Origin of the sequence: Enterobacter sp. TMH.L2, from assembly GCF_050847315.1 — a bacterium.
GTDB lineage: Bacteria > Pseudomonadota > Gammaproteobacteria > Enterobacterales > Enterobacteriaceae > Cedecea.
In genome coordinates this window covers 4,057,302-4,080,233 of sequence record NZ_CP193791.1, presented here as the reverse complement: position 1 = coordinate 4,080,233, position 22,932 = coordinate 4,057,302, and the positions used below count along the sequence as shown (strand labels likewise).

Annotated in this window: 22 protein-coding genes and 2 pseudogenes; 16 read left to right on the top strand and 8 right to left on the bottom strand. The window is 56.6% G+C overall.

Annotated features, from left to right (window positions below):
- Window positions 1–71 precede the first annotated feature (71 nt).
- Entirely contained in the window at window positions 72–1,577 is a 1,506-nt protein-coding gene (proP, locus tag ACREYP_RS19520; protein ID WP_008460508.1) for a glycine betaine/L-proline transporter ProP, read from the bottom strand.
- Between the two features lie 304 nt (window positions 1,578–1,881).
- On the opposite strand from proP, the gene ACREYP_RS19515 reads away from it, so the two are divergent.
- Window positions 1,882–3,402 carry a methyl-accepting chemotaxis protein gene (locus tag ACREYP_RS19515; protein WP_336818329.1) on the top strand — a complete coding sequence of 507 codons (1,521 nt, stop codon included), beginning with the start codon at window positions 1,882–1,884 and terminating at the stop codon, window positions 3,400–3,402.
- A gap of 14 nt (window positions 3,403–3,416) precedes the next feature.
- Here the strand turns inward: ACREYP_RS19515 and ACREYP_RS19510 are convergent, their stop codons facing one another.
- A complete protein-coding gene (locus ACREYP_RS19510) occupies window positions 3,417–4,124 on the bottom strand; it encodes a response regulator (RefSeq protein WP_008460511.1) in 708 nt (235 codons plus the stop codon).
- Window positions 4,125–4,135: 11 nt separating this feature from the next.
- Window positions 4,136–5,752 (bottom strand): ATP-binding protein, encoded by a 1,617-nt coding sequence (locus ACREYP_RS19505; protein ID WP_008460512.1) that lies wholly within the window; start codon window positions 5,750–5,752, stop codon window positions 4,136–4,138.
- A gap of 305 nt (window positions 5,753–6,057) precedes the next feature.
- On the opposite strand from ACREYP_RS19505, the gene ACREYP_RS19500 reads away from it, so the two are divergent.
- From ACREYP_RS19500 to tssD, 15 genes and pseudogenes are all read left to right on the top strand, one after another.
- Window positions 6,058–7,422, top strand: coding sequence for a 2-hydroxycarboxylate transporter family protein (locus tag ACREYP_RS19500; RefSeq protein WP_008460515.1), 1,365 nt, complete (start codon window positions 6,058–6,060; stop codon window positions 7,420–7,422).
- Window positions 7,423–7,445: 23 nt separating this feature from the next.
- Window positions 7,446–8,315, top strand: coding sequence for a fumarylacetoacetate hydrolase family protein (locus tag ACREYP_RS19495; RefSeq protein WP_008460517.1), 870 nt, complete (start codon window positions 7,446–7,448; stop codon window positions 8,313–8,315).
- A gap of 4 nt (window positions 8,316–8,319) precedes the next feature.
- Window positions 8,320–9,363 carry a [citrate (pro-3S)-lyase] ligase gene (citC, locus tag ACREYP_RS19490; RefSeq protein ID WP_336707675.1) on the top strand — a complete coding sequence of 348 codons (1,044 nt, stop codon included), beginning with the start codon at window positions 8,320–8,322 and terminating at the stop codon, window positions 9,361–9,363.
- 24 nt (window positions 9,364–9,387) lie between these two features.
- Window positions 9,388–9,681: a citrate lyase acyl carrier protein gene (gene citD, locus ACREYP_RS19485; RefSeq protein WP_336818330.1), complete on the top strand. Its 294-nt coding sequence runs from the start codon at window positions 9,388–9,390 to the stop codon at window positions 9,679–9,681.
- Window positions 9,678–10,553, top strand: coding sequence for a citrate (pro-3S)-lyase subunit beta (citE, locus tag ACREYP_RS19480; RefSeq protein ID WP_008460523.1), 876 nt, complete (start codon window positions 9,678–9,680; stop codon window positions 10,551–10,553). Before citD ends, citE begins: the two co-directional genes overlap by 4 nt.
- A gap of 10 nt (window positions 10,554–10,563) precedes the next feature.
- Window positions 10,564–12,096, top strand: a complete 1,533-nt coding sequence (citF, locus tag ACREYP_RS19475; protein WP_336818331.1) for a citrate lyase subunit alpha — start codon at window positions 10,564–10,566, stop codon at window positions 12,094–12,096.
- On the top strand, window positions 12,093–12,632 hold the full coding sequence (citX, locus tag ACREYP_RS19470) for a citrate lyase holo-[acyl-carrier protein] synthase (protein WP_008460526.1): 540 nt from the start codon (window positions 12,093–12,095) through the stop codon (window positions 12,630–12,632). The genes citF and citX overlap by 4 nt, the downstream gene beginning before the upstream one ends.
- Window positions 12,610–13,455, top strand: coding sequence for a triphosphoribosyl-dephospho-CoA synthase CitG (gene citG, locus ACREYP_RS19465; RefSeq protein ID WP_336818332.1), 846 nt, complete (start codon window positions 12,610–12,612; stop codon window positions 13,453–13,455). The genes citX and citG overlap by 23 nt, the downstream gene beginning before the upstream one ends.
- Window positions 13,456–13,541: 86 nt before the next feature.
- A complete protein-coding gene (gene curA / locus ACREYP_RS19460; protein WP_336818333.1) occupies window positions 13,542–14,573 on the top strand; it encodes an NADPH-dependent curcumin/dihydrocurcumin reductase in 1,032 nt (343 codons plus the stop codon).
- Window positions 14,574–15,291: 718 nt separating this feature from the next.
- On the top strand, window positions 15,292–15,504 hold the full coding sequence (cspE, locus tag ACREYP_RS19455) for a transcription antiterminator/RNA stability regulator CspE (RefSeq protein WP_008459989.1): 213 nt from the start codon (window positions 15,292–15,294) through the stop codon (window positions 15,502–15,504).
- A gap of 256 nt (window positions 15,505–15,760) precedes the next feature.
- Window positions 15,761–16,945, top strand: a complete 1,185-nt coding sequence (gene uxuA, locus ACREYP_RS19450; protein WP_336818334.1) for a mannonate dehydratase — start codon at window positions 15,761–15,763, stop codon at window positions 16,943–16,945.
- A 74-nt stretch (window positions 16,946–17,019) separates the two neighbouring features.
- Window positions 17,020–17,802 (top strand): Uxu operon transcriptional regulator, encoded by a 783-nt coding sequence (uxuR, locus tag ACREYP_RS19445; RefSeq protein ID WP_008459994.1) that lies wholly within the window; start codon window positions 17,020–17,022, stop codon window positions 17,800–17,802.
- A 297-nt stretch (window positions 17,803–18,099) separates the two neighbouring features.
- Window positions 18,100–18,231 (top strand): annotated as a pseudogene (locus ACREYP_RS19440) (DUF2778 domain-containing protein); the annotation flags it as partial.
- A gap of 309 nt (window positions 18,232–18,540) precedes the next feature.
- On the top strand, window positions 18,541–18,807 hold the full coding sequence (locus tag ACREYP_RS19435) for a hypothetical protein (protein WP_336818335.1): 267 nt from the start codon (window positions 18,541–18,543) through the stop codon (window positions 18,805–18,807).
- A 19-nt stretch (window positions 18,808–18,826) separates the two neighbouring features.
- Window positions 18,827–19,194, top strand: a pseudogene (gene tssD / locus ACREYP_RS19430) (type VI secretion system tube protein TssD).
- Between the two features lie 38 nt (window positions 19,195–19,232).
- On the opposite strand, the gene ACREYP_RS19425 reads toward tssD, so the two are convergent.
- The 5 genes from ACREYP_RS19425 to ACREYP_RS19405 form a co-directional block, all read right to left on the bottom strand.
- A complete protein-coding gene (locus ACREYP_RS19425) occupies window positions 19,233–20,030 on the bottom strand; it encodes an anti-sigma factor family protein (protein ID WP_336818336.1) in 798 nt (265 codons plus the stop codon).
- Window positions 20,027–20,575, bottom strand: a complete 549-nt coding sequence (locus ACREYP_RS19420; RefSeq protein WP_336818337.1) for an RNA polymerase sigma factor — start codon at window positions 20,573–20,575, stop codon at window positions 20,027–20,029. Before ACREYP_RS19420 ends, ACREYP_RS19425 begins: the two co-directional genes overlap by 4 nt.
- Complete coding sequence (locus ACREYP_RS19415; protein WP_442892452.1) at window positions 20,553–21,005, bottom strand: tetratricopeptide repeat protein; 453 nt, start codon at window positions 21,003–21,005, stop codon at window positions 20,553–20,555. The genes ACREYP_RS19420 and ACREYP_RS19415 overlap by 23 nt, the downstream gene beginning before the upstream one ends.
- A gap of 100 nt (window positions 21,006–21,105) precedes the next feature.
- A complete protein-coding gene (locus ACREYP_RS19410; protein ID WP_336818338.1) occupies window positions 21,106–21,696 on the bottom strand; it encodes a cytochrome b in 591 nt (196 codons plus the stop codon).
- Between the two features lie 122 nt (window positions 21,697–21,818).
- Window positions 21,819–22,913, bottom strand: a complete 1,095-nt coding sequence (locus ACREYP_RS19405) for an adenosylhomocysteinase (RefSeq protein ID WP_166877660.1) — start codon at window positions 22,911–22,913, stop codon at window positions 21,819–21,821.
- Between the last annotated feature and the right edge of the window lie 19 nt (window positions 22,914–22,932).

The following is a 22,932-nucleotide window of genomic DNA, read 5'->3' as shown; positions in this document are numbered from 1 at the left end:
CACGCGCTGGTGGGGGCTTCTCTATTCATCCCCTCTCCCGCACGGGGAGAGGGTCAGGGTGAGGGGAAAAACTACTCGTTAATCCTCGGATGCTGATCCACCAGCAGAGCACGTTTCGCCTGCAGCGTTTCGATTTCCTTATCCAGGTCCTCAATTTTCTGCTCGATATTGTCGTGATGCTCCTGCACGATTTCACGCGCCTCGGCAATATCAGACGCCGCAGGCGTCGCGCCTTTCAGCGGCTTATTGGCGGTCTCTTTCATGGTGATCGCGGTAATCAAGCCGATAATCGCCACCACCATCAGGTAGTAAGCCGGCATCATCAGATTTTGCGTACTTTCGACCAGCCATGCGGCAAGCGTTGGCGTCAGGCCGGCAATCAGCACCGAAATGTTAAAGGCGCTCGCCAGGGCGCTATAGCGGATGTGGGTCGGGAACATCGCCGGTAAGGTCGAGGCCATCACCCCAATAAAGAAGTTCAGCACCACCGCCAGCACCAGCAATCCGGCAAAAATCAGCCCAATGGCGCCGCTGTTAATCAGCATAAAGGCCGGGATAGCGAACGCGAACAGGCCAATACTGCCGAGGAAGACAAACGGGCGACGACCAAAACGGTCGCTCAGCAGGCCGATCATCGGCTGCACGAACAGCATCCCCACCATAATGGCGATGATGATCAGCACCCCGTGCTCTTCCGAGTAATGCAGGTTATGGGACAGGTAGCTCGGCATGTAGGTCAGCAGCATGTAATAGGTCACGTTGGTTGAAATCACCAGACCAATACAGACCAGCAGACTGCGCCAGTGCTTAGTAGCAATCTCTTTGAACGAGACTTTTGGCCCTTCGGCCAGGCCTTCACGATCGCCTTGCTCCATTTTCTCAACGTGCTGCTGGAATGCCGGGGTCTCTTCCAGCGCATGGCGCAGATAAAGCCCGATAATACCTAACGGCAACGCGAGGAAGAACGGAATACGCCAGCCCCAGTCGAGGAAGTTTTCTTCGCCAACGATAGCGGTAATCAGCACAACCACGCCCGCGCCGCAGACGAACCCGGCTATCGAACCGAAGTCCAGCCAGCTGCCCATAAAGCCGCGTTTACGGTCGGGAGAGTATTCGGCTACAAAAATAGACGCGCCGGTATATTCCCCGCCGACCGAGAAGCCCTGGGCCATTTTTGCCAACAGCAGCAGGATAGGTGCCCAGATGCCGATAGTGGCGTAAGACGGGATAAGCCCGATGGCAAACGTACTGAGCGACATGATGACAATGGTGATAGCCAGGATTTTCTGACGACCGTATTTATCCCCTAACATCCCGAAGAACAGTCCACCTAGCGGGCGAATCAGGAAAGGAACAGAGAAGGTCCCCAGGGCGGCAATCATCTGCACGCTAGGGCTGGCGTCCGGGAAGAAGACTTTACCCAGAGCGTAAGCAACAAAACCGTAAACACCGAAATCAAACCATTCCATCGCGTTGCCCAGTGAAGCGGCAGTGATGGCTTTTTTCAGACGCGCATCGTCAATGATAGTGACGTCACTGACCTTGATCGGTCTGACTTTCTTTTTCCTTTTTAACATTCTTTATCCTCGTGTTTTCCTTGCGGGGGTAAAAATTCCCTCTGTAAGTGTAGTGCGCCGCGCAATAAGCGCTGGCGAAAACTGCAGCACTCAGATGAGGCGGCAATAAAGCGAAGTGAAAAGTAATAACCCATTGAAACTATGTGAAATGCAATGCTTAAACTAGTCTCATAAATTATGTGGCTAATACTTAGAACTGTGATCAATATCAAATTTTTTAACTAAAGTAAAATTTCGCTACGCCGAAATAACATGCATACCACCAAAGAATTAACATCTGGATAACCTCTCAAAGGGAGTTGCTATGTCCGCCCATGTGCCGGTCACCCAGCGTGAATACACGCTTGATGACGATACGACCCTGATGTCCACCACCGATCTGAAAAGTTACATTACGCACGCGAACGATACCTTCGTGCAGGTCAGTGGCTACTCGCTACATGAGCTAAGCGGCGCCGCGCACAACCTCGTACGGCACCCCGATATGCCTAAAGCGGCCTTTGCCGATATGTGGTTCACCCTGCAGCAGGGCGAGCCGTGGACGGGCATCGTGAAAAACCGCCGTAAAAACGGTGACCATTACTGGGTACGTGCCAATGCGGTGCCGGTGGTGCGTCACGGCAAAACCACCGGCTACATGTCTATTCGCACCAAAGCCTCGCCGGAAGAGATTGCCGCTGCGGAGCCGCTCTACAAGGCGCTGAACGAAGGCCGCAGCAACAAGATCGTCTATAAAGGCCTGGTGCTGCGTAAAGGGCTGTTCGGCAAGCTGCCGACTATGTCTCTGCGCTGGCGTATTCGCGGGTTAATGAGCGGTTTGTTTGTTCTGCTCATGGCCTCGGCGTTTGCCCTCGGGCAAAGCCCGCTGCAGATGTTAGCTATTGCGGCATTTACCGCCTTAGCTTGTGTATTACTGGAATGGCAAATTGCCCGTCCGCTGGAAAACGTGGCTCGCCAGGCGCTGGAAGTGGCCACCGGCAACAGCCACCGCGTGAAGCACCTCCAGCGCAGCGATGAAATCGGGGTGATCCTGCGCTCCATCGGCCAGCTTGGGCTGATGTGCCGCTGGCTTATCAACGACGTCAGCAGTCAGGTCGCGAACGTGCGCAGCGGCAGCGAGGCAATGGCCAAAGGGAATGACGATCTGAATGAACGTACCCGCCAGACGGTGGTTAACGTGCAGCAAACGGTGGCGACCATGAACCAGATGGCGGCGTCGGTGCAGACCAACTCGGAAACCGCCTCGGCGGCAGACAAACTTTCCAGCTCCGCCAGCGACGCGGCGGCGCAGGGCGGGCAGGCGATGGAAACCGTGGTCACCACCATGGACGACATTGCCGACAGCACCCAGCGCATCGGCTCCATCACCAGCCTGATTAACGACATCGCCTTCCAGACCAATATCCTGGCGCTTAACGCGGCGGTTGAGGCGGCTCGAGCCGGTGAGCAGGGCAAAGGGTTTGCCGTGGTGGCCGGGGAAGTACGTAACCTGGCGCAGCGGAGCGCCAGTGCGGCCAACGATATCCGCAAGCTGATTGACGCCAGCGCCAGCAAGGTGCAGTCCGGCACGGTGCAGGTGCATGAGGCGGGGCGCACCATGCAGGATATTGTAGCTCAGGTGCAGAACGTCACTCAGCTTCTCGGGCAGATAAGCCACGCCACGTCAGAGCAGGCGGATGGCCTGGCGGACATTACCCGCGCGGTGGCAGAGCTGAACGCGATAACGCAGAAAAACGCTGCGCTGGTGGAAGAGAGCGCGCAGGTCTCGGCGATGGTGAAGCACCGCGCTACTCGCCTCCAGGATGCGGTCACGGTTCTGGGTTAAGGTGTTTCCGGCGGTTAGCCAGCGCTATCCGGCTGGCTCCGCTTATACAGGCGGCGAGGGTGACCAATCTTGCCGTACAGCATTTCAACGCTGAGAAAGCCTTTTTCCACGCAGTGTTCCAGGTAGCGGCGGGCGGTGGTTTTGCTGAGTTTGGTTTCGCTGACCACGTCGTCTACCGAGAAACAGCGCTGAGCTTCGGCTTCGCGAAACAGGCGCTGGACCAGCTCCAGCGTATTCTCCTCGATACCTTTGCTGCCCGCATCCAGCGGGGCGTTGCGCGCCTGCAGCTCATAAAGCTTATCGACGTTCTGCTGATCCACCACTTTCCATTCGCGCTGCTGCTGGCTGAACTGCACGAAGCGCTCCAGCGAGTGGCTCAGGCGCTTCCACGAGACCGGCTTGAGGATGTAGTCAAACGCGCCGCTGCGAATCGCCTGGCTGCAGGTGTCCATATCGCTGGCGGCGGTAATGAAGATCACCGAGCAGGCGTGCTGTTTTAAAAGGTCGCTGCCAAACAGCGTGATGCCTTTTCCGTCCGGCAGATAGTTATCCAGCAGGATAAGCTGCGGCTGCTTTTCCAGCATCAGGCGCTGGGCGGCCGCCAGGCTGTTGGCTATCCCCACCAGGTGCAGGTGGGGGTGCTTATCTATCAGCTCCGCGTGAAGCTCGGCCAGTTCGCTCTCATCCTCCACGATAAGCACGTTAATCATTTCATTTTGCATACTCAAAAGCCTTACGTTGGGCTGAGGTCGCTCCCCGGAACGACAACATCTGGAATAAATACTGAGAACACTGTGCCGCTCGGCAGGTTATCGGAAACCTCCACCGTGCCCTTCGCCAGCGCGACGTAGCTGGCGATAAGATGCAGGCCGAGCCCGTGGTCGCCGTGGGTTTTGGTGGTGACGCCCGGCGTGAAAATATGGTCACGCAGTTCAGGCGCAATGCCGACGCCGTGGTCGGCCACCTCGATGACCAGCTCCCGGTCGTTTATCACGATATAGACTTCCACCGGCTGGTGCTCGCCTTCGGCGCGCTGGGTGGCCTCGATGGCGTTATCCAGCAGGTTACCAATAATCGAAATCAGCTCGGATTCCGGCACGTTGCTCGGCATTCTCGTCATGCTGCAGGCCGGATCGAACGCCAGCGACACGCCTTTCTCACGCGCTCTGGCGTATTTGCCCAACAGCAGGCCGCACAGCGTGGCGGAACAGAAGCGCGCGGAGACAAAATCCAGCACTTCCTGGGCGTGCTCGGACTGCGCTTTGATATAGCGTTTGGCGTCATCGTAGCGAGCCATGTGCAGCAGCCCGGCGAGCGTTGCCATGCGGTTAAGCTGCTCGTGCCGCATGATGCGTAGGTTGTCCACGTAGCGTTTCACCTGGCTGAGCTGGAAGCTCAGGCTATCAATATCTTTGCGGTCGCGGAAGGTGATCACCCAGCCCTGCAGCACGCCCTCAAGCTCGATACGAACCCGGCTGGCAAGCACGCTGAGATCGTTAAAGGCGCAGATTTCATCGTGGGTATCTCGCGCCAGCATGACTTCGGGATCGAAGAACGTAACCGGCTGGATCACCTCGGCAATCTGCTTGCCGCGGATCTCGCGTGAAGGCTGTTCCAGGCCCAGCAGTTTCTTCGCCGCCTTGTTGATCACCTCGATCTGCGAGCGGCTGTCGATGGCGATCACGCCTTCGTAGATCGACTCCATCATCGCTTTTTGCTGGCGCACCAGCAGGCTGATCTGCCGCGGCTCCAGCGAGAACATCTGCCTTTTGATACTGCGGGTGAAGTACCAGGAAAAGATAAACAGCGCCAGCAGCAAAATGATCGCCGCCAGCAGGATGTTGATCACCTTGCCGGACGTGACGTCATCGAGGTAGCTCTTCAGGTAGCCCACCGACACAATGCCAATCACCTTACCGTGCTGGTCGAAGATTGGGGCTTTGCTGCGCAGCGACAGGCCGAGGCCGCCTTTGCGCAGCGTGGTGATGCTTTTGCCCTGCAGCACTTCCTCATTATCGCCGCCGACCAGCGTTTTGCCCACGCGGTCGGCATGCACGGAATGATAGAGATGAATGCCGTGCTCGTCGCCGATGACGATAAAGCTGGCATCGCTATGTACGACCAGCTTTTGCATAAAGTTGTGTATTGCCGGAATATCTTTTTTTTCCACCGACTCCTGCAGGGTAGGAATTAAGGCAATCTCTTCCGCCTGAATTCTCGCCCGGGTGCTCATTTCCTGATAAAGCTGGCGGCCAACGTCGAAATAGTAATAGGTTCCGAGCATGGCAAAGAGCACGGAAAAAAAGGCAACCAGGTAGATAAACAAGCGTATCTGAAAGGAAACTTTCATAGGCCAGGCGTGTATTCAGTGAGGCAAAATGGCAGCTTAACACCGATGCCCCGCTGGCTGCGCGGCTTTGAACGAAAGTTTGAACAACCTCACGCAACGGCACTTTTCGTTAATTTCAGCCAATTTTTTTGCACTCTCTTAAGGTTTGTCTAAGCCGGGAATAAAAACCATAAAAACCACGAAGAAATAAAAACCATTAACGCCATAGATGCCTTTAAATTAACGGTTTTAATCTGCTACCCCTCACATTACAGGGGTATTTAATCTTTTAGTCTGCCCCGACAAATTAAAAAAAGGGGCTTGATATGAGCACGACCGATGATTCCTACAACATCATTCCTGAATCCATTGATATTAATAAGCCAACGCTCAAAGAGCGCTGGTGGCATATTCTCGACAGCTGGAAAGTGGGAATCATCCCGCTGCCGTTGTTTGTGCTGGCAGGGGCGCTGATCGCCATCGACTGCCTAGGCGGTAAACTGCCGAGCGATATCGTGGTGATGGTGGCGACGCTGGCCTTCTTCGGCTTTGCCTGCGGCGAATTTGGTAAACGCCTGCCGGTGATCGGCAAAATGGGTGCCGCCGCCATCTGCGCCACCTTCATCCCTTCCGCGCTGGTGTACTACGGCCTGCTGCCGGACGTGGTGGTGGAGTCCACCACCAAATTCTATAAATCCACCAACATCCTTTACCTCTACATCTGCTGCATCATCGTCGGCAGCATCATGAGCATGAACCGCACCACGTTGATTCAGGGCTTCCTGCGTATTTTCTTCCCGATGCTGTGTGGCGAAGTCGTGGGCATGATTGTTGGCATGGGCGTTGGTCTGGCGCTGGGCCTTGAGCCGTTCCAGATCTTCTTCTTCCTGATCCTGCCGATCATGGCCGGGGGCGTTGGGGAAGGGGCGATCCCGCTTTCCATCGGCTACGCCACGCTGCTGCATATGGATCAGGGCGTGGCGCTGGGCCGCATTCTGCCTATCGTGATGCTGGGCAGCCTGACGGCGATCGTTATCTCCGGCTGCCTGAATCAGCTGGGAAAACGCTTCCCGCACCTGACCGGCGAAGGTGAACTGATGCCGGGTAAAACCAACGGCGGTGAAAAAGAGCAAACCGCCGCCCTGTTCAACGGCAAAGCAGACGTGACCACTATCGCTTCTGGCGCGCTGCTGGCGGTGCTGCTCTACATGGTGGGTATGCTGCTGCACAAACTGATTGGCCTGCCGGCTCCGGTCGGGATGCTGTTTGTCGCGGTGCTGATCAAGCTTTGCCACGGTGTTTCCCCACGCATGCTGGCGGGCTCGCAGGTGGTTTATAAATTCTTCCAGACCGCCGTGACCTATCCAATTCTGTTTGCCGTGGGCGTCGCCATTACGCCTTGGAATGAGCTGGTTGACGCTTTCACTATTACCAACCTGCTGGTCATCGTCAGTACCGTCAGCGCGCTGGTAGCGACCGGTTTCTTCGTCGGTAAAAAAATCGGTATGCATCCCATCGACGTGGCCATTGTGTCCTGTTGCCAGAGCGGGCAGGGCGGGACCGGCGACGTCGCCATTCTGACCGCCGGTAACCGCATGTCGCTGATGCCGTTCGCCCAGATTGCAACCCGCATTGGCGGGGCGATCAACGTCTCGGTGGCGCTGCTGGTGCTTGGCAACTTTCTTGTCTGACTTTTGATTAACCAGGAACTGTTATGAAACTCGCAAGTTATGTACTTCAGGGCCAGCGGAGCTACGGCGTGGTAACGCCGGAAGGCATCGTTGACCTGGGCCGCCGTTTAGGCTCGCGTTTTGCGGATTTAAAGGCTTTGCTGGCGGCAGACGCGGTGCATGAAGCGCTGGCGTTTGCCGGGCTGAAGGCCGATGTGGCGGCGTCAGACGTTCGCTGGCTGCCGGTCATCGAACGCCCGGAGAAAATTCTCTGCGTCGGCATGAACTACGCTGACAAGCGCAAAGAGTTCGACCAGCACAATCCGGCTCCAACCCTGTTTGTGCGCTTTGCCGACTCCCAGACCGGGCATGACTCCCCGGTGGTGAAACCGCATCACTCCAGCGAGTTCGACTATGAAGGCGAGCTGGCGGTGATCATCGGCAAAGGTGGGGTGAACATTTCTGCGGCGGATGCCCTGAACCACGTCGCGGGCTACAGCTGCTATATGGACGGGTCGGCGCGCGACTGGCAGCACACCTGGTTTACCGCCGGGAAAAACTGGCCGCAGACCGGGGCTTTTGGCCCGTGGATGACCACGTCGGATGAAATTCGCGATCCGCACGATCTGGCGATCCGCACCTGGCTGAACGGGCGCATGGTACAGGAAGACAACACCAGCAGCATGATCCACAAGGTTGCCGAGCTTATCGAATACATCTCGACTTTTACCTCGCTCAGCGCGGGGGACGTGATCATCACCGGTTCTCCCGGTGGCGTCGGCAAAAAGCGCACGCCGCCGCTGTTCATGCAGCCGGGCGACCGCATTGAAGTTGAAATTGAGCGCATTGGCCATCTCAGCAACGTGATCGTTGCGGCCCGCGAGCCTCTGGCTTCCGGGGCGGTGGCGCACTAACGCTATGTTCCAGCCCAACCCCATCGAGTTCAGTACCGTCGATCCGCTGCGGCAGCCGCAGGCACTGGCCGCTATCCGGGATCTGCTGGGGCGGAACCAGCTCGGGCTGGACGGCGACATTCAGCTGTTCGTCGTCGCCCTTTCAGGGGCAAAAATCGTCGGCTGTGCCGGGCTGGCGTGGCGCACCATCAAATGTGTGGCGGTGGATGAAGCCTGGCGTGGGGAGAACCTTAGCGTGCGTTTGCTGGGGGAAATCCAGCATATCGCGATGGAGCGCGGGCAGGCGCATTTGTTCCTGTTCACCCGCCCCTACAACCTCGACCGGTTTCGCCAGAGCGGCTTCTGGCCGCTGGTGCAGGTGGATGAGGCGGCGGTGCTGATGGAAAACACGCCCGTCGGCATCAGCCGCTACTGCGCCGGGTTGGAGAAACTGCGGCAACCGGGCAACCGGATCGGCGCCATTGTGATGAACGCTAACCCATTCACTCTCGGCCACCGCTATCTGGCCGAGCAGGCGGCGCAGCGCTGCGACTGGCTGCATCTGTTTGTGGTACGCGAGGACGCTTCGTTTTTTCCGTTCGAGGAGCGGTGGGAGATGGTTCGCCAGGGAGTGGCCCACTTGCCTAACGTGATTGTGCATCCGGGGTCCGACTACCTGATCTCCCGAGCCACCTTTCCGGGCTATTTCCTGAAAGAGAGCGGGCTTATCGACAAAACCTGGAGCGCAATGGACCTGATGATTTTCCGTGACTACGTTGCCCCGGCGCTGGGCGTGACGCACCGCTTTGTCGGCAACGAACCGTTCTGCGCGGTGACCCGGGAATATAACCAGGCCATGCGCTACTGGCTGGAAGTGCACCGTCACCACAGCGCGGCGTCGATTCAGGTGATCGAGCTGCCGCGAAAATGCCATGCCGCCGGACGAGAGATTTCCGCCTCTGAAGTGCGAGCCTTACTCAAGAGCCAGCAAATGGCCCGCATCCGGGACATTGTCCCGGACAGTACCTTTAGCCATCTCCAGCGGCACTACGCGCGGGATGTGGCCTGAATTTTTTAACCAGGACAAAGCCTTATGAGAATCGTAAAGCAAGCCTTAGCCGGGACGCTGGAGTCCAGCGATCTGCTGGTGAGAGTCGCCCCCGTCGAAGGTGAGTTCAGCCTGATGATACACAGCGAAGTACAAAAGCAGTTCGGGGAGCAAATTCGTCGTGTGGCGGAGCAGACGCTCGCTCAGCTCGGCGTGAAAGAGGGGATTTTTATTCTGGAAGACAAGGGGGCACTGGACTGCGTGATCCGCGCCCGTTTGCAAAGCGCGGTGCTCCGTGCCGCCGATGCCGAACAGATTGACTGGGGAAAACTACAATGAAAAAACTCCGTCGCAGCATGTTGTTCCTCCCCGGCGCTAACGCCGCCATGCTCTCCACCGCTTTTATTTACCGCCCGGATTCGATCATGTTCGACCTGGAAGACGCCGTGGCGCTGCGTGAGAAAGACACCGCCCGCGTGCTGGTGTTTCACGCTCTGCAGCACCCGATGTACCGCGATATCGAAACCGTGGTTCGTATTAACCCGCTCAACACCCCGTTTGGCCTGGCCGATCTCGAGGCCGTCGTGCGCGCCGGAGTGGACGTGGTGCGCCTGCCAAAAACCGACACGCCGGAAGATATCTTCCTGCTGGAATCTCACCTCGAGCGCATTGAGCGTGAGTGTGGCCGAGAGCCGGGCTCCACCAAACTGATGGCGGCGATTGAATCCGCCGTCGGCGTGATCAACGCCGTCGCCATCGCACGTTCTTCCCCGCGTCTGATTGGTATTGCGCTGGCGGCGTTTGATTACGTGATGGATATGCAAACCGAGCGTGGCGACGGCACGGAGCTGTTCTATGCCCGCTGCGCGGTGCTGCATGCCGCGCGCGCCGCCGGGATTGACGCGTTCGACGTGGTTTGGTCTGACGTGAATAACGAGGCCGGGTTCCTGCGAGAAGTCGAGCTAATCCGCAAAATGGGCTTCAACGGTAAATCGCTGATCAACCCCCGGCAGATTGAGCTGCTGCATAACGCCTACGCGCCAACTCAGGACGAAGTCGATTATGCCCGCCGGGTGATTGCCGCCGCCGACGAAGGGGAGCGCAACGGCCTGGGCGTAGTGTCGCTCAACGGCAAGATGATCGACGCGCCAATCATTAACCATGCGCAGGTGGTGCTTGAGCGCGCCGCGGCTTCCGGCGTGCGCCGTTAAGGACAAAACAATGAGTAATATGACCGAACTTTTACACCTTGAGTATCCGCATCTGGCCCATCTGCGAAGCTTCGACGGGGCGCATCAAACCACGCCGTGGCTGGCGGATGCCGAAGCGAAGAAAACCCGCAAGCTTTGCGACACGCTGGAGCAGGCGATTGCCCAAAGCGGGCTGAAGGACGGCATGACCATCTCCTTCCATCATGCTTTCCGGGAAGGCGATCGGGTGATTAATCACGTGGTTGCCACGCTGGCTCGCCTTGGATTTAAAGATCTGACGCTGGCCTCAAGTTCGCTGATGACCTGCAACGAAGCGCTGATTGAGCCCATTCGTAACGGTGTGATCACCCGCATTTACACCTCCGGGATGCGCGGCAAGCTGGCGGAAGCGATCTCTCATGGCCTGATGGCCAAGCCGGTACAAATCCACTCCCACGGCGGGCGCGTGAAACTGCTGCAGGACGGCGAGCTAAAAATCGACGTGGCATTTCTCGGCGTGCCGTGCAGCGACGAATACGGCAATGCCAACGGCACCCACGGTAAATCCTGCTGCGGCTCGCTGGGCTACGCCAAAGTAGACGCCCATTTTGCCCGCAAAGTCGTGCTGTTAACCGAAGAGCTGGTGCCGTTCCCCAATATGCCCGCGAGCCTGATGCAGGATGAGGTGGACTACATCGTGCAGGTCGACACCGTGGGCGATCCGGCCAAAATCAGCGTCGGGGCAGCACGTGTCACCAGCAACCCCCGCGAGCTGATGATTGCCCGCACCGCAGCGGAAGTGATTGAACATTCGGGCTACTTCCGCCCCGGTTTCTCCATGCAGACCGGCTCCGGCGCGGCGGCCACCGCCTGCACGCGCTTTATGGAAGAAAAAATGGAGCGTAATGGCGTCGTCGCTCGCTTTGCCCTCGGGGGGATCACCGGCAGCCTGGTGGATCTCCATGAGAAAGGGCTGATCGAAAAACTGCTCGACACCCAGTGTTTTGACGGCCAGGCCGCTGCCTCTCTGGCGCGTAACCCGAACCACGTTGAGATCTCCACCAACGTTTATGCCAATCCCGGAGCGAAGGCCACGAGCTGCGATCAGCTTGATGTGGTGATCCTTAGCGCGCTGGAGATCGATATAGACTTTAACGTCAATGTGATCACCGGATCTGACGGCGTTATGCGCGGCGCGTCCGGCGGACACTGCGACGTGGCGAGCGCGGCAAACCTGACTATCGTGGTTGCTCCGCTGCTGCGCACGCGTATTCCTACCGTTGTTAAACGGGTGACCACGCGCGTTACGCCAGGTGAAAGCATTGATGTGCTGGTGACGGATCACGGCGTGGCGGTTAATCCGACCCGGCCGGAGATCCGTGAACGGCTTGAGGGTGCGGGGATGAAGATCGTGAGCATAGAAGATCTTTATCAGCGCGCTATTTCCCTGACCGGCGAGCCGAAGCCGATCGAATTTACGCCGCGCATCGTCGGCGTGATCCGCTACCGCGACGGCAGCGTGATCGACGTGGTGCGTCAGGTCAAAGAGGAGTCAGCCCAATGAGTGAAACGCTTGTGGAAGCGGAAGGCGTTACCCTTGCAGCCCTGCTTGAGGCGAAAGAGCGGCGGGCGCACCGGCAGCAAGAGTGGCTGGTTAAGTACCGGCAGCCGGTGCTTTCCCTGACGCTGGTGACGCCCGGCCAGGTAAAGGACAGCATTCGCTACCGCAACTGCATGGCGGTAGCGCTGCAGGCCTGCGACCAGCTGCTGTGGGGCAACCGCTGGCCGGTGCTCGAGCGGCAGGTACTGTGGCTGCCGACCGGGGCCGAAGCGATGTGGAGCGTGGCGCATTCGGCCAGCGAACTTAAGGCGGCAACTGTCGGGCTGGAGCAAACCCATCCGCTCGGCAGGCTGTGGGATGCGGATGTGATTTGCCCCGACAATGGCCCGGTCGGGCGGACTTCGCTGGATTTGGCGGGCCGGCGCTGCCTGGTGTGCAACGAGCCCGCGCATGCCTGTGCACGCTCCCGCCGCCACCCCATGGATGAAGTGACCGCGCGCGTCGAGAGGCTGATAGATGGCTGGTTTGCCAGGGATTAAATCAAGTACTGCCGCCGCCCCGGATGTGCCAGCCCTGGCGCGGCAGGCGCTGCTGGACGAGGTGTGGCTAACGCCAAAGCCGGGGCTGGTGGATGCCGCCAACAACGGCTCGCACCGGGATATGGATCTGCCAATGTTTCTCGGCAGCATTGCGGCCATTGGCCCCTGGTTCAGCACGTTCCACGCTTTAGGGCGTGAACATGCCGGGCGAGGTGCCAGTGAGATGCTGCGGCTCATCCGTCCGGCGGGCATCGCCTGCGAACAGGCGATGTATCAGGCCACTCAAGGCGTGAATACGCACAAAGGTGGCGTGTTTTCGCTGGGGCTGCTTTCTACCGCCGCTGGCCGTCTGCAGGGGCAGGGCAAAGCGCTAACTGCATCGGCGGTGTGTTCCACCGTGAGCGAGATCTGCAGCGGGATTGTGGAAAGAGAACTGGTCGCGGCCCGGAAGGCTTCTTCCGTTGGCGAAAGGCTTTATCAGCAGTTTGGCCTGACCGGCGCACGCGGCGAGGCGGAAAGCGGATTCCTTACTGTGCGCCAGCATGTGCTGCCTTACTGGCAGGCGGAAAGCTGCCCGAAGCGCCGCCTGCTTGCGGCGATGTTGCGCCTGATGGCTGCTAACCCAGACACCAATCTTGTGTCGCGCGGCGGGCTAAACGGACTGCGCTATGTGCAGCGTTACGCTGCGCGCCTGATTCAGCAAGGCTGGCACGAGGACGATCTTCGGCAAATGGATGCCGATCTTATTGCCCGCAACCTCAGTCCCGGCGGGAGCGCGGATCTGCTGGCCGTCAGCGCTGTTTTAGCGGAAATTGCGGTGTGAAGGCAACGCAGCACGAATTTCATGCTAATGAGACCCGTTTTTGTCTAGTCTGAGGTTTTCACTCTTGATAATAAAAGGAGTACCTCATGGCTCAGACCGCAGAGAAAAACCGTCGCTTTGTGCTGGCGAAGCGCCCGCAGGGGATGCCGACCCGCGAAGATATCCATCTGGAAGAAGTGGCTGTTCCGACGCCGGGAAAAGGTGAAGTGCTGCTACGCACGCTTTTCCTCTCCCTCGACCCGTATATGCGCGGGCGCATGAGCGACGCCAAATCCTACTCGGCGCCGATTGCCATCGGTGAAGTTATTGTGGGGGGAACCGTCAGCCGCGTGGAAAGCTCTCAGCATCCTGATTACCAGCCGGGCGACCTGGTTCTGGCCGACTCTGGCTGGCTGGATTATTCACTTTCCAACGGGGAAGGCCTGCAGAAGCTGGAGAAAAACATGTCTCATCCCTCATGGGCGCTGGGACTGCTTGGCATGCCGGGCTTTACCGGCTATATGGGGCTGACGGACATCGGTAACCCGCAGCCGGGTGAAACCGTGGTGGTTGCGGCAGCCAGCGGCGCGGTGGGTTCGGTTGTAGGGCAAACGGCTCGCCTTCGCGGGGCGAGAGTTATCGGCATTGCCGGCGGGGAAGATAAGTGCCGCTATGTGAAGGACACGCTGAAGTTTGATGAGTGCCTCGATCACCGTGCCAGTGATTTCGCTGAACAGCTCGCCAAAGCCTGCCCGAACGGCATCGACGTCTACTTTGAAAACGTCGGCGGGGCGGTGTTTGACGCCGTCTTCCCGCTGCTGAATACCAAAGCGCGTATCCCGGTTTGTGGCATGATCAGCCAGTACAACGGCAACAACAGCGCCTTTGAGCACGATCGTCTGCCGGAGCTAATGGCGACTATCCTGAAAAAACGTATGCGCGTGGAAGGGTTTATCATCAGCCAGGATTACGGCCATCGTTACCCGGAATTCTACAAACAGATGAGCGAGTGGATCGCCGCCGGAGAGATTGAGTTCCGCGAGGATATCGTGGACGGGCTGGAAAACACCGTGGAGGCGTTCCAGGGGCTGCTGGCCGGGAAGAACTTCGGCAAGCTGATTGTGAAGGTGGCGGAATAAAGGGAGGACTCTGGCGGCAGAGTGTCGCCTCTTAGTCAAAATCTTTACGATTATGTAGAGTCGGCTAAGGTTCCGTTCACTTCCAGCCCTGTTTTATATGTAACGCGGCATAGGTGAACGTCTTAGGGGAGTCACCGTCACTCCCCTAAGAACCCGGACTCCCGGCCAAATAAATCGGCCGCGTGAGCGGCAGACCTCCGGCGGGGTTGAGCTGTCGGGAACAGCGAAAGAGAGCGATCGCCGGGAACGAATCGCGAACGACCCCGAATGTTTGGGTGATGGCCGGTGGGTTTACCGCTTCAGCGGCGATGAGCTCGCCGGGCGCCGAGGGTTGTCAGGGGGCATGGCGTAGTGCCCCTGACACGTTCACTGTCTCTGTACCTGTAGGGTAAAAAGAGATACGGGTGAACGGAACTTAAGCCGCTCTCTTTATAGATAACTTGTGTGAACAGCCAACAGTTTCATGTCCCCCTTAAATGAGAATTTTTTTTATTTCCCTGCTGTACTTGCTAAATGCCGGCGGACGTGAGAGATTAGCACCCGGTTTGGAACACAGACCTTATGAAAGCAGTTTTAGTAAAGCAGTCCTCAGTTCAAGCGCTATCTTAGATATCCCTTCTTCTCGAGTCTCCTCCTAAGTGCCCGAATAAGTCCAACTCTGCTGAACAGACCATGTTCGCCGCGTTTAGTGGCTCAAGAAACTGAAAAGGTAATATCTATGTCTAACAAAATGACTGGTTTAGTAAAATGGTTCAACGCTGAGAAAGGTTTCGGCTTCATCTCTCCTACCGATGGCAGCAAAGATGTATTCGTACACTTCTCTGCAATCCAGAGCGACAGCTTCAAAACCCTCGACGAAGGCCAGAAAGTTGAGTTCTCTATCGAGAACGGCGCTAAAGGCCCAGCTGCTGCTAACGTTGTTGCGCTGTAATCCAGCCTGACGTTTCAGAAGTGAAGAAACCCGCTACGGCGGGTTTTTTTGTGCCCGCAGTTTGTAGATGTCTGATATCTTTTGCCCTCTCCTGCCTAATGTTGTGTGTTAAATTGTGATTTTGGTTAACCAATTATCCCTTCCTGATTGACACGCTTGCCGAATTGGCCGAACTTAGACGCTATATCACGCACCTAAAGAGGTGCTTAATCATCAGTGTTTACTGGTCAACCAATTTGAGTTGTGAGGGGATATTATGAAGCAAACCTGGCGCTGGTATGGTCCAAACGATCCGGTTAGTCTGGCCGACGCCCGGCAGGCGGGGGCGACAGGGATCGTCACCGCGCTGCACCATATTCCGAACGGTGAAGTGTGGCCGGTCGAAGAGATACTGAAACGCAAAGCCGTGGTGGAGGCCGCCGGGCTGGGCTGGTCGGTGGTGGAAAGCGTGCCTATCCACGAAGAGATCAAAACCCATCGCGGGCAGTACGATTTGTGGATCGACAATTACTGCCAAAGCCTGCGTAACCTGGCGGAATGCGGCATCTACACCGTGTGCTACAACTTTATGCCGGTGCTGGACTGGACGCGCACCGATCTCGAATACCCGCTGCCGGACGGCTCCAGGGCGCTGCGCTTTGACCAAATCGAATTCGCTGCGTTTGAGCTGCATATTCTGAAGCGCAAAGGGGCTGAAGCTGACTACAGCGCGGAAGAAATTGAACAGGCAAACCGACGCTTCGCGGAAATGCGAGAGGATGAAAAAGCGCGGCTGACCCGCAACATCATCGCTGGCCTGCCCGGCGCGGAAGAGGGCTACACGCTCGAGCGGTTCCGCGCCCAGTTGGACACTTACAAAGATATCGACAAAGCGAAGCTGCGCGAAAACTTTGCCTACTTCCTTGAGGCCATTATCCCCGTTGCGGAGCAGGTTGGCATCAAAATGGCGGTTCACCCGGACGATCCTCCGCGCCCCATCCTTGGCCTGCCGCGCATTGTTTCAACTGTGGAGGATATGCAGTGGATGGTGGAGGCGGTGAACAGTCCGGCGAATGGCTTCACGATGTGTACCGGCTCTTACGGCGTGCGGGCCGATAACGACCTGGTCGGCATGATTAAACGCTTCGGGCCTCGTATCTACTTCACGCACCTGCGCTCAACGCTGCGGGAAGACAATCCTAAAACCTTCCACGAGGCCGCACACCTTTATGGTGACGTGGATATGTATGAAGTGGTGAAAGCCATTGTGGAAGAGGAACAGCGCCGGAAAGAAGCAGGGCAAAGTGAACTGATTCCGATGCGCCCGGATCACGGCCATCAAATGCTGGATGACCTGAATAAAAAGGTGAATCCAGGCTATTCGGCGATTGGCCGTCTGAAGGGGCTGGCAGAAGTGCGTGGCGTTGAGATGGCTATCCAGCGCGCGTTCTTTGGTAAATAGCCCTCGTCGGGCCAGGGAATGGGTCAACCAGTTATGCTATAGTCCGGCTCATTCCCTACCTGCCGTGAGTAAAGATGAAACCGCAAATCCAGGACAAACCTGCCGCGCAGCCGCAGCGGCCTTATCAGGAAGTGGGCGTGATGCTGCGCGACATGATTGCGCGGCAGCAATATGCCCTGGGGGATCGTCTTCCGCCCGAGCGTGAAATTGCGGCGCTGCTGTCGGTGAGCCGGACCGTGGTGCGCGAAGCGCTGATCATGCTGGAGATTGAAGGGCTGGTGGAAGTCCGCCGTGGGGCGGGTATTTTTGTGGTTGCCATGCCGGATAAACTCGTTAACCCTCCAGTCGGCACGAGCCAGTGCAACGATGCCGGGCCGTTTGAGCTATTGCAGGCGCGTCAGCTGCTGGAAAGCAATATCGCGGAGTTTGCCGCCCAGCAGGCCACACGGGAAGATATTCTGAAAATGCGTCAGGCCTTGCAGATAGAAGAACAGGAACTGGCTGCCGGGGATAACGAAAGCGGCGACAGGCAGTTCCATCTTGCCGTGGCCGAGGCCACCCACAACAGCATGCTGGTGGAATTGTTTAAACAATCCTGGCAGTGGCGTGAAAACAACCCGATGTGGATCCAGCTGCACAGCCATCTGGAGAACAACCACTATCGGCAAGAGTGGCTCGCCGACCATAAACAAATCCTTGCGGCGCTGATCAAGAAAGACGCCAAAGCGGCCAAACACGCGATGTGGCAGCACCTGGAAAACGTCAAAAACCGGCTGCTGGAGCTGTCCGACGTCGATGATATTAACTTCGACGGTTATTTGTTCGAGTCCTGGCCGCTGAACGAGCCCGGGCGTTAATTCTCGAAAAGGCCAGCTAATTAGCTGGCTTTTTTTGCTCTGTATATCCTTTCTTTTTTAGAACGGTAGTTTAGCTGGATTGCATTTATATTCATTTAATGAATAATCTGGCATGGATGATTTATTGAATGAATAGCTTGTGATGTTTTTTTATTTTAAATGAGAAGAGTGTCATAAATAATCATCTCTTTGAGAGGTAAGTCTGGTTTATTTTATAAAATATAATTATTATCCATAAATCTTATTGTACTAAGCAATGGATGACTTATGGCTTTACATGGAAAGATGCTGATGAGTAATTCATATTATGCAATGATAAGAAATGCGTTGCTGAGCACAACACCTATTCGTGTGCCTTGTATGAAGTTCTTGATGGCGCGTGGTTGGATTGAGGTCGTGGTCTATGGCGATAACAACACGTGTCCGTAATGTTGAAAAATACTCTATTTTTTAATCTTATCACTGATTATAGGTCGTACAATTGGGAATCCTGAAATATGGTTCGATCATGACCTGGCCACTCAGCTAGGCAACATACTGTATGGTCCCGGAGAGATTGGTGCTGATAATTTTTATGATCTCTATTTTTATATCTCTATCATTACTGATTTATCTGTAACAATATTGATTTATTTTATAACTGTGAAGTTATTCAGAGCTATCAGGAGTGAGTTCTAATGCTAATTACTCACTGTATGAAGTTACCCATCGCTCTCGGATAGATTGAGGTGGTTGCCAGTGGAATTGCCAACGCTTGCCCGTAGATTGCTTAAAACAGGGTTGTTTCTGTTTATTGGCGCAATGGTAATGATACGTTTAGATAATCCAGAAATCTATGTTAACCATCAAGTTGCGAACAAGATCGCCCTGTTTATAGCGGGGAATATCAACGCAGAGTCAATTTATGACGCTTACTTTTATATCGATATTATCTGCGTAGTAGCCATTACCATTGCAGCTTACCTGATATCAATTAATTTAATAATCAAAATAAGGAAATACTAAAACGCCAATTTATCCCAATATGTGGCTTAAAGATGATGGTGGTGCAGATATAAAAGGTTCTGTAGACATTGAAGATGGCGAAGGTAGTTGATAGCTCAACACCTTACCTTTATAAAGCCGCAGCCGCAGGGCAGACACTGAGAAATGCTGAGGTCTGGTTTTACCGGGTAAACGATGCGGGGCAGGAGGTTTGCTACTACACGGTATATATGGAGAATGCAAAAATCACGGGCATTAACTGTGGTGTTCCAAATGTGAAATTGGCTGGAAACGATAAAATGAAGCATAACGAAAGCGTGCAGCCTGCACTATGAAAAAATTACCTGTCGTATTGTTGATGGAAATATTCAGTATACGGACGCCTGGAACGAACGTCCTGGCGCTTAAACGCTTCACTGTAAATGGCCGCGGATGCGGCCTTTATTTCACGCGAACTGCCGCTGCAGCAGCTCGCCGCTTTGCTGTAAATCCTGCTGCGGGTTGCGGCCTATCAGCACATATTCATACCCCTTACTGCGCCACCAGACCAGGTTAAGGCCGCGGCGAACTTCGTGCTTCAGCGTAGGGCTGTCGGCTGCCTTGCTGCGGGAAATACACAGCGCCATCGGCCCGTAGCTGGCGTGCAGGTAGGCCATCTGCGCGATGGAGGTGCTGTCGTAGCGCAGCATCCTGACGCTTTTTAGCTCGGCTTCCGGCAGCTCAACTTCACCTTGCTGCAGCCTGAGGCCGATATCCTGCTGCATACGGTTCAGGCCGTTTTGCAGCGCCTGAGGCGTGACGTTGATGTCCGCCAGCGTTTCGGCGCTGTAAAGCGACATGTACTGCGCAATCAGGTCGCGAATTTCTGGCTCGCCGCTAAGTTTTTGCTCGCCGGGGCGAATAAAGCGCCCGGCCAGCACGCCGACGGCGAGGAAGCTGAGGGAGGCGGCGATCAGGCTGCGGCGGCTAACGCCTTGTGTTTGCGGCTTCATGTTCACCGGCTGATGCAGCAGCACGTTGAGTTTGGCCTGCATTCTATCGACTGGCGCTTCTTCCAAAAGTGGGGCAAAAGCCTGTTCCAGCGGCAGATGGCTTTGCATGAGCGGCTCAACGCGCGCGGCCAGATCGGCGTCGTTATTCAACTGCTGCTCAAAGACGTGGCGTTCATCCTCGCGCATTTCGCCGTCCAGCCAGGCCACGATAGCCTCATCGCTCCACGGAGCGGAGAAGGATTGACGCGTCATTGGAGCTCCTTCTTCATCGTCGGCATCAGGTGCCTGGCCAGCGTCAGGCGCGCGGCGGCCAGGCGGCTCATCACGGTGCCGATGGGAATGGCCAGCGTGTCGGCTGCTTCCTGATAGGTAAAGCCCTCGACATACACTAAAAACACGGTATTGCGCTGGGCTTCAGGTAGCTCGCTAACGTGCTGCAGCAGCGCGTGATACTGGTGCTTGTCTTCGGTATTTTCGCTGTCTGCCAGCTGGCTCAGTTCGTCGCTGTCGACAAAGCCCTGGCCCTGGCGAACGCGCTGGGCGCGAATTTCGTTGATCCAGATAGAGTACAAAATCGCAAACAGCCAGCGGTCTATCCGCGTCCCGGACTGAAACTGACTGCAGCGCTCTAAAGCGCGCACGCAGGTGGACTGAACCAAATCTTCAGCCACATCACGATTGCGGGACAGCACCATGCCGTAACGCCAGAGGCGAGCAAGGTGCTGGGCCAGCTGTAAACGAACTTCGTTGACGGTGATTTTTATGCCCTCAGCCTTAGGACTCCGGGTGCCCGTCAATGGCGGCTTTTAAATCGCGATACTCCTCGCAGCCGGTTCCGCAGAGCGTTTTAATGGTCGCTAACTGGGCTTTCGCCAGGTCAGGGCGGCCCTTAATCATCCACGCTTCGCCAAGATATTCGCGCACTTTGGCATAGTGCGGATCCAGGGCGATGGAGCGCTGATAATAGCCGATTCCTTCATCGGTTCGCCCCAATTTTCTTGTGGCGTAGCCCCGGTAGTTCCAGGCTTCACGCGTGTTGGGCTGCTGCAGGGTATCCAGCAGGTTTAACGCCTCCTGATACCGGCCTGATTTTGCCAGATGGTAAGCATATTGCGTCTTGTCGCTGTCGCTTAACATGCTGCTCTTTTCCACGGTACAGGTTTTGGTTTTGCTGTCGTACACCTGGCCTTTCGGGCAGTCCGGCGTTTTGGCATCATCGTCGCCCATGGCGCTGGCGGTGGCGGAGTAGAAAAGTCCGCTGGTCACGAGGCACAGCAAAGGCAGCAGTTTACGAGTTGAAGGCATGTTCATGGTGTCGTCCTGTAGGTTAACGAGAGTGGCCTTTGCAGGCGGGGAGCATGCGGCGCAGCGTGCCGTCACGCAGAACATAATGATGAAGCAGGGCGGCGGCGGCATGCGCGCCCGCCAGCAGGATCAGCGCCCAGGCCACGTTGTTGTGCAGCATCGCCAGGGTATGGCGCAGCGTTGGATCGATGTTAAACACGTCCGGAACTTCAAAGAGGTTGAAGAACCAGAAGGGTTCGCCCTGCGCCCAGCGGAACAGGAAGCCAAGCGTGACCTGAGTCAGCAACAGGATGTAAAGCACGCCGTGGGTGGCATGAGCGGCGATGCGAAACGCGCCTGGCATCGGCACTTTTTCCAGCTTTCGCGACGGCGAAAAAGCGGCGCTGATGCGCCAGATTAGCCGGACGACCATCACCGCCCCAAGCAAAATGCCGAACGAAATGTGTAGCGATTGCAGGCCCTTGCGCAGGGGCGTGCCGCGTTCAAGGACTTCCCAAACGTGCGCGCTGGCAAACAGAAATATCACGCAGAAGGCGGTTAGCCAGTGGAGGGCCATGCTAAAGGCGTCGTAGCGCTTGTGAGGCGGCGTAGCTTCGGGGGGCAGGTAACTCATGATTGTCTCTTCCTCAGGTTCTTGTAAGGAGTAAACAATCGGGGTGGGGAAATTATTCGGCGAAAACGAAAAAAAGTCAGGCACTCCGCAGAGGCCTGACTTGATCGGGGCTGGAGGGCAGCTTAAAGGGCTTTTTCCCACACGGACTGCGGCAGTAAATAAACCGCTTTTTCAGCGTGCTGGCCGTCGGTCACGATGTGTTTGATGCCGCTTGCCATGACGGCCAGCGTCACGTCGAAGGCGTTCAGGCTGTCGCCGAAGCCGGCGGTCAGGTTCAGCATTGAGCCGTTCGCCATCAGATAAAGCGTTTTGCCGTTAAGCTGGTACGCGTTGATAAACGGCATCACTTCTTCGGTCGGATATTGCTGCAGGTAGCCGCAGTCGATCTCTTCCGCAACGTGGCCCACGTTCAGCACAAACACGCCGTCTTTGGCTTTATCCAGTACCGCTGCGCTGACGACTTTTTTCGCGCCAGTGGCGGTGGCGACAACGTCAGTGGTGGCAATCACGTCATGAATATCAACCACGTGCCAGCCGTCATAGGCGGCCTGCAGGCGGCGGGCCGGATCTAACTCGGCAACCATCACCTGGCCTCCGTAGGCTTTGGCGGCGGCAGCAACGCCCTGGCCCACCAGGCCATAGCCAATCACCAGCACTTTCTTTTCGTGCAGGGTGAGGTGGGTGGTCTGGAAGAAGGTCTGCCAGGCGGTGAGGCCAACCATGTGGCGGTTATGCAGGCCTTCTTTTACCGGCAGGTCGTCCCAGTTAAAAATTGGATAGCCGGGGCGGAGATCCGCGAGGCGGTTGACCCCGGAGCCGGTTGCTTCCAGGCAGGCAACCACGTCGCCAAACTCGCCACGCTGATGCAGCAGCGTGGTGATGTCCGCGCCCATTTCGCACAGATGCGTTGGGCGCCAGGCGATGGCTTTTTCCCACGAGTCGCGCCAGTCGGCGTCGTTCATATTGCGCCATGCGCTGGCTTCCGCCCCGGCGGCGACCAGGTAAGCGACAACGTCATCCTGTACGGTTGTTGGGTTGCAGGTGGTGAGGAAGACTTTGGCATTTTTCTTCAGCAGGCCTTCAACCAGCGGGATCATTTTCAGGTCGAGATGCATATTGCAGGCGATGCGAACGTGGCTTAAGTCGGGCAGCGCCTGAACCTGTTTGAGGGTGCGAACCATGTGGCGAGTAGACCACGCAATCTCTTTGTTAAACATCTCGTTCTGGGTGCTCACG

Coding starts and splice junctions, on each gene's coding strand:
- ACREYP_RS19495 (WP_008460517.1), top strand. CDS start 7,446: ATGAAACTCGCAAGTTATGTACTTCAGGGCCAGCGGAGCTACGGCGTG.
- uxuR (WP_008459994.1), top strand. CDS start 17,020: ATGAAACCGCAAATCCAGGACAAACCTGCCGCGCAGCCGCAGCGGCCT.
- ACREYP_RS19510 (WP_008460511.1), bottom strand. CDS start 4,124: ATGCAAAATGAAATGATTAACGTGCTTATCGTGGAGGATGAGAGCGAA.
- ACREYP_RS19505 (WP_008460512.1), bottom strand. CDS start 5,752: ATGAAAGTTTCCTTTCAGATACGCTTGTTTATCTACCTGGTTGCCTTT.
- cspE (WP_008459989.1), top strand. CDS start 15,292: ATGTCTAACAAAATGACTGGTTTAGTAAAATGGTTCAACGCTGAGAAA.
- proP (WP_008460508.1), bottom strand. CDS start 1,577: ATGTTAAAAAGGAAAAAGAAAGTCAGACCGATCAAGGTCAGTGACGTC.
- ACREYP_RS19425 (WP_336818336.1), bottom strand. CDS start 20,030: ATGACGCGTCAATCCTTCTCCGCTCCGTGGAGCGATGAGGCTATCGTG.
- curA (WP_336818333.1), top strand. CDS start 13,542: ATGGCTCAGACCGCAGAGAAAAACCGTCGCTTTGTGCTGGCGAAGCGC.
- ACREYP_RS19405 (WP_166877660.1), bottom strand. CDS start 22,913: ATGTTTAACAAAGAGATTGCGTGGTCTACTCGCCACATGGTTCGCACC.
- citE (WP_008460523.1), top strand. CDS start 9,678: ATGAAAAAACTCCGTCGCAGCATGTTGTTCCTCCCCGGCGCTAACGCC.
- ACREYP_RS19410 (WP_336818338.1), bottom strand. CDS start 21,696: ATGAGTTACCTGCCCCCCGAAGCTACGCCGCCTCACAAGCGCTACGAC.
- ACREYP_RS19515 (WP_336818329.1), top strand. CDS start 1,882: ATGTCCGCCCATGTGCCGGTCACCCAGCGTGAATACACGCTTGATGAC.
- uxuA (WP_336818334.1), top strand. CDS start 15,761: ATGAAGCAAACCTGGCGCTGGTATGGTCCAAACGATCCGGTTAGTCTG.
- citX (WP_008460526.1), top strand. CDS start 12,093: ATGAGTGAAACGCTTGTGGAAGCGGAAGGCGTTACCCTTGCAGCCCTG.
- ACREYP_RS19500 (WP_008460515.1), top strand. CDS start 6,058: ATGAGCACGACCGATGATTCCTACAACATCATTCCTGAATCCATTGAT.
- citD (WP_336818330.1), top strand. CDS start 9,388: ATGAGAATCGTAAAGCAAGCCTTAGCCGGGACGCTGGAGTCCAGCGAT.
- citC (WP_336707675.1), top strand. CDS start 8,320: ATGTTCCAGCCCAACCCCATCGAGTTCAGTACCGTCGATCCGCTGCGG.
- citG (WP_336818332.1), top strand. CDS start 12,610: ATGGCTGGTTTGCCAGGGATTAAATCAAGTACTGCCGCCGCCCCGGAT.
- ACREYP_RS19415 (WP_442892452.1), bottom strand. CDS start 21,005: ATGGGCGACGATGATGCCAAAACGCCGGACTGCCCGAAAGGCCAGGTG.
- citF (WP_336818331.1), top strand. CDS start 10,564: ATGAGTAATATGACCGAACTTTTACACCTTGAGTATCCGCATCTGGCC.